6 protein-coding genes and 1 pseudogene are annotated in these 5,171 nt (G+C 64.6%); 6 read left to right on the top strand and 1 reads right to left on the bottom strand.

Annotation, left to right across the window (positions count from 1 at the left end):
- The 3 genes and pseudogenes from DBR22_RS19805 to DBR22_RS19795 form a co-directional block, all read left to right on the top strand.
- A pseudogene (locus tag DBR22_RS19805) lies at positions 1-232 on the top strand (class F sortase); the annotation flags it as partial.
- 76 nt (positions 233-308) lie between these two features.
- A complete protein-coding gene (locus DBR22_RS19800) occupies positions 309-1,361 on the top strand; it encodes a 3-isopropylmalate dehydrogenase (RefSeq protein WP_108600409.1) in 1,053 nt (350 codons plus the stop codon).
- 109 nt (positions 1,362-1,470) lie between these two features.
- Positions 1,471-2,583, top strand: coding sequence for a branched-chain amino acid aminotransferase (locus DBR22_RS19795; protein ID WP_108600408.1), 1,113 nt, complete (start codon positions 1,471-1,473; stop codon positions 2,581-2,583).
- Positions 2,584-2,725: 142 nt separating this feature from the next.
- Here the strand turns inward: DBR22_RS19795 and DBR22_RS19790 are convergent, their stop codons facing one another.
- The gene (locus DBR22_RS19790) at positions 2,726-3,328 is read right to left on the bottom strand and encodes a hypothetical protein (protein ID WP_108600407.1); all 603 of its coding nucleotides are present in this window, start codon (positions 3,326-3,328) and stop codon (positions 2,726-2,728) included.
- A gap of 94 nt (positions 3,329-3,422) precedes the next feature.
- Between DBR22_RS19790 and DBR22_RS19785 the strand changes: the two genes are divergently transcribed.
- From DBR22_RS19785 to DBR22_RS24840, 3 genes are all read left to right on the top strand, one after another.
- Positions 3,423-4,217 (top strand): MBL fold metallo-hydrolase, encoded by a 795-nt coding sequence (locus DBR22_RS19785; RefSeq protein ID WP_258229328.1) that lies wholly within the window; start codon positions 3,423-3,425, stop codon positions 4,215-4,217.
- A 10-nt stretch (positions 4,218-4,227) separates the two neighbouring features.
- A complete protein-coding gene (locus DBR22_RS19780) occupies positions 4,228-5,004 on the top strand; it encodes a fumarylacetoacetate hydrolase family protein (protein ID WP_108600405.1) in 777 nt (258 codons plus the stop codon).
- A 48-nt stretch (positions 5,005-5,052) separates the two neighbouring features.
- Positions 5,053-5,171 (top strand): glutamate--tRNA ligase family protein (locus DBR22_RS24840; RefSeq protein WP_258229329.1); only part of this gene is annotated, 119 nt, incomplete at its 3' end.

The following is a 5,171-nucleotide window of genomic DNA, read 5'->3' as shown; positions in this document are numbered from 1 at the left end:
ACTGAGCACCAAGGCCGCACCAGGGGACAGGTTCACCGTGTTCACTGCCGCCGGCGAACTGGCCTATCGTGTGGATTCGGTGGTCACCTACGGGAAATCGGGCCTGAAGGACAGTCCTATCTGGCAGGTAGCGCCCAACCGGGTGGTCCTCATCTCGTGCTACACCGATGACTTCTGGGGCACCAACGTTGTGGTGGTGGGCTCACCGGACCCGGGAGTTCCGCATCCCTGACAGTGCCGGAGCATCCTCCATCTCAATAAGTGAGACCGATTGTCCGGCATGCGGATTCTCTAAATATTCTTGAACCATGAGCGCATCGACGATAAATCTCGCTGTCATTCCCGGTGACGGCATCGGCCCCGAGGTCATAGCCGAGGCTTTGAAGGTCCTTGAAAAGGCTGTGGCAGCTGAAGGCGCAGTTCTCGAGCAGACGCACTACAAGCTCGGTGCAGAGCACTGGCTGGCCACCGGAGAGACGCTTCCGGACGGGATCCTCGCCGACCTGCGCACCAGGGATGCCATCCTGTTCGGCGCGGTGGGTGCCGCCCCCGGCGATACGAGGATACCTTCGGGCATCATCGAGCGGGAGATGCTCCTCAAGCTCCGCTTCAGCCTTGACCACTACGTGAACCTGCGGCCCTCAAAGCTGTACGGCACCGTGGGAAGTCCCCTGGCCAACCCGGGAACGATCGACTTCATCGTGGTCCGTGAAGGTACGGAGGGGCCCTACGTTGGCAACGGCGGAAGCCTCCGTGCCGGCACGCCGCATGAAGTAGCCACCGAGGTCTCGCTCAACACGGCCTACGGTGTGGAGCGGGTGGTACGCGATGCGTTCCGTCGCGCCAGCGCCCGTGACCGCAAGCACGTGACACTGGTGCACAAGCACAACGTCCTGGTTTACGCCGGCCACCTGTGGAAGCGCACAGTCGAGGCCGTGGCCCAGGAATTTCCGGAGGTCACCCACGACTACCTGCACGTTGATGCGGCGACCATCTTCATGGTCACCGACCCCGCCCGGTTCGACGTCATCGTCACGGACAACCTCTTCGGTGACATCCTGACCGACCTGGCTGCAGCGATTACCGGCGGCATCGGCCTGGCAGCCTCGGGCAACATCAACATGGACCGCACTGCGCCGTCGATGTTCGAGCCGGTCCATGGGTCCGCCCCGGATATTGCCGGACAGCAGAAAGCGGACCCCACCGCGGCGATCCTTTCTGCTGCACTCCTGCTGGATCACCTCGGCTACACCGAAGCCGCCCGGAAGATCGAAGCGGCAGTGGTCGCCGACGTCGAAGCGAGAGACGGCGGCGCCCGCTCCACCAGTGCTGTCGGGGACGCTATCGCCGCCGCGCTGTAGCCCGGCCTGCAGGGGCTGCCAACGGGCGTAAGCTTGTTTCGAATCACCAAATGCTGCCCTGCTGTTCAACGCTGAACAGCCTTTCAGGGCAGCCGATCGTGGAGGAACCATGACTCAGACTGCCCATGGCGTCGAATTCAACCAGCAGCTCTCGGCAACCCCGAAGTCAGCTGAAGAGCGTGCAGCAATCCTGGCCAACCCGGGGTTCGGCAATTACTTCACCGACCACACCGCGGTGGTGGACTACAGCGTCGACGAACATGGCGACGGCGGCTGGCACAACCCCCGCATTGAAGCCTACGGACCGATCTCCCTGGACCCGTCCGCGGCGGTGCTGCACTACGGCCAGGAGATCTTCGAAGGGCTCAAGGCGTACCGGCACGCAGATGGCTCCATCTGGACGTTCCGCCCCGAGGCCAACGCCGCGCGGCTCAACAAATCTGCCCGCCGGCTCGCCCTGCCGGAGCTTCCCGTTGAATACTTCCTCGGTGCCATCCGCGAACTCGTCTCAGTGGACAGGGAATGGGTTCCTTCCGGTGACGGCGAGGCCCTCTACCTGCGCCCGTTCATGATTGCCACTGAGGCTTTCCTGGGTGTCCGCGCTGCGCGGGAAGTGTCCTTCCGTGTGATCGCATCTCCGGCCGGCAACTATTTCGGCGGCGAACTGAAGCCCGTATCCATCTGGATCTCCCGCGAATACGCCCGTGCAGGCCGCGGCGGCACCGGGGCGGCCAAGTGCGGCGGCAATTACGCCGCCTCCCTGATCGCCCAGCAGGAAGCGGAGGCCAATGGCTGCAAGCAGGTGCTGTTCCTGGACCAGTTCAACGACAACGCCATCGAAGAACTCGGCGGCATGAATGTGTTCTTCGTGATGAAGGACGGATCGCTGGTGACCCCCGCGCTGACCGGCACCATCCTCGAAGGCGTCACCCGCTCCTCGGTGATGCAGGTGGCCAAGGACATGGGCCGCACGGTCACGGAACGGAAGATCACTTTGGACGAATGGCGCGACGGCGTGGCCTCAGGCGGGATCACCGAGGTGTTCGCTTGCGGTACCGCTGCCGTCATCACCCCCATCGGCGTGCTGAAGGACACCACCGAGTTCATCGGCAGCGAGGACGCCAAGGCGGGGGAGACCACCATGGCCATCCGCGAGCAGCTGCTCGGTATCCAGACCGGTACCGTCCCGGACATCCACGGCTGGCTGACCCGCCTCGCCTGATCCCCACCGCCCCTGATCCCAAGAAACGCGGGGTCACTTGATGCCGGATTCCGCCGTCGGATCGGGCATCAAGTGACCCCGCGTTGCTGTTTGGAGGGCATGGGATGCCGGACGTACGACGGCGGAACGTGGGTGCGGAGGATCAGCGGCGGGCGGCTTTCCGGGCGGCGTTCTTGAGGGCCTTGCGGGAGACCGGCTTCAGGGCCTTGCGGGCTGCTTCGTCGGCAAGTGCACGGTTGCGGCGGGCATCGATGACGTCGTTCCAGAGTGCCGTCGCGAACGCGCCGCCGTCCTGGGCGTAGACGTCGTAGGGGTAGCCGGCAAAAATGGCAGGCGTGGTGGAGCCACTGGGCAGGTCCGTCCCCGTCGCCATCGCGACGGCGTCGCCCACAGCCCAGGTCCGGGTCAGGTGGTGGGTGAGGTTCTTCTGGACGAAGATGTTTGCGTCACTGGACGCGGCCGCGCGTTCCAGGAGTGTGGCCAGATCCTCAGCCAGGAAAACCCTGGCCGATTCTTCCACAGGAGCTGAACCGGACCGATAGTCCTCGGCAAGACCCTTTACTGCCTCGTGCCAATCGGCGGTCTCTCGGAACTTCTTCCACGTGGGGAACCAGACGATGCTGCCCGTTGCGTGGTTGTGGATGTGCTGGAGTCCGCTGTTCTTCCCGGTTGCCGCATGGTCGTGGCCCGCCGCGTCAGCGCCTGAGAGGAGCTCGGCCAAAGTAAGGGTGGGTGTGGTGCTCATGGGTGCCTGGACGCTCTCTGTAGACGATGGGTTTCAGGAGCAATAACCCGCAGCGGTGTCCCGGTTATTCCTCTCCCGGTGCGAAGATGGTGCGGTGAACTCCACCTCGAGCAGCAGTACACAACCCCGCAGCACGCTGGCAACGTCCCTCCTGGCCCCGAACCCCGGACCCATGAGCCTGGAGGGGACCAATTCCTACCTGATCTCAGCGGCCGGAGCCGGTTCCTGTGTGGTGGTGGATCCCGGCCCCGCTGACGAAGGACACCTCCAGTCGCTTGCGGGCAGGGGTCCGGTGGAACTCATTCTCGTGACGCACCGGCACGCGGACCATACTGCCGGCTCGCTCCGGCTCCACGAACTCACCGGCGCTCCCGTCCGTGCGGCGGATCCCCGGCACTGCCACGGCGGCGGGCATGTCCTGCAGGACGGCGAGATGCTCCTGGCGGCCGGGGTGGCGATCAACGTCCTTGCCACCCCCGGGCATACCTCGGATTCGGTGTGCTTCCACCTCCCGGACGACGGCGGGGACGGTTCGGTCCTGACCGGCGACACGATTCTTGGCCGCGGCACCACGGTGCTGGACTACCCTGACGGGACGCTGGGGGACTACCTTCAGTCCTTGGACCGGCTTGAAGCCCTTGGTGCTGCCACCGTCTTGCCGGCCCACGGGCCCATGCTTCCCTCCCTGGCGGACGTCGCGCACGCCTACCGTGAGCACCGCCTGGAACGGCTGGACCAGATCCGCGCTGCCCTGGACCGCCTTGGCGCGGATGCAGAGGTGACCGCCGTCGCGCATGCCGTGTATGCCGACGTCGGGCCCCACCTCAGGCGGGCCGTGGAAATGTCGGTTGCAGCCCAGCTTCACTACCTGCGCAGCTCAAGACTGTAGGGTAAGAACCATGCGTATTGCCCGGTTTGTAGTCGATTCTGATCCCCTGTACGGCGTTGTTGAAGGCGAGTCCGGCAGTGAGGAAATTACTGTCATCAACGGTGACCCGTTCTTTAACGGCGTAGAGCGCACCCACGTCAAGCACAAGCTTGAAGACGTGCGGCTCCTGGCCCCCATCATTCCCCGCAGCAAGGTGATCGGCGTCGGCCGCAACTTCGCCGAGCACGCCGCCGAACTTGGTAATGAAGTGCCGACGCATCCCTTGCTGTTCCTGAAGCCCAACACCTCAGTGGTCGGCCCCAACGATCCCATCGTGCTGCCGGAATTCTCCGACGAGGTCTCCTTCGAAGCCGAGCTGTGCGTCATTATCGGCAGGATCTGCAAGGACGTACCCGAGGACCGGGTGGACGACGTCATCTTCGGCTACACCTGCGGCAACGACCTCACCGCCCGCGACGTCCAGAAAACAGACCTGCAGTGGGCCCGTGCAAAGGGTTTCGATACGTCGGCGCCGCTGGGCCCGTGGATCGAAACCGAACTCGATACCGAAGACCTCCGGATCCAGGGCAGGCTGAACGGCGAGCTCCGTCAGGACGGCAGCACCAACCAGATGATCCGCGGAGTCCGTGAACTCGTCTCCATCGTCTCGCATGCCTTCACGCTGCTCCCCGGCGACGTCATCATGACCGGCACGCCGGCCGGCGTCGGCCTTGTCACTGCCGGTGACCGCTATGAGGTGGAGATCGAGGGCATCGGACGGCTGTCCAACCCCGTGGTCCGCCGCTGACCCCACCTGCCGTCCGGGAAGGCGGCAGGCGGTAAAGTTGGAGCCACTATGACTACTGCCTCCGCGTCCAATACCGCTTTCCCGTCCGTCACTGCTGAAACGCCTGTCCGGGTCCGGTTCTGCCCGTCACCAACCGGCACCCCCCACGTTGGGCTGATCCGTACGGC

Source organism: Arthrobacter sp. HMWF013 (genome assembly GCF_003061105.1).
GTDB lineage: Bacteria > Actinomycetota > Actinomycetes > Actinomycetales > Micrococcaceae > Arthrobacter.
This window is presented reverse-complemented; position numbering and strand designations above follow the sequence as displayed.

Bases quoted from the DNA above. Each gene is read 5' to 3' on its own strand.
- DBR22_RS19800 (WP_108600409.1), top strand. From the start codon at position 309: ATGAGCGCATCGACGATAAATCTCGCTGTCATTCCCGGTGACGGCATC.
- DBR22_RS19795 (WP_108600408.1), top strand. From the start codon at position 1,471: ATGACTCAGACTGCCCATGGCGTCGAATTCAACCAGCAGCTCTCGGCA.
- DBR22_RS19790 (WP_108600407.1), bottom strand. From the start codon at position 3,328: ATGAGCACCACACCCACCCTTACTTTGGCCGAGCTCCTCTCAGGCGCT.
- DBR22_RS19780 (WP_108600405.1), top strand. From the start codon at position 4,228: ATGCGTATTGCCCGGTTTGTAGTCGATTCTGATCCCCTGTACGGCGTT.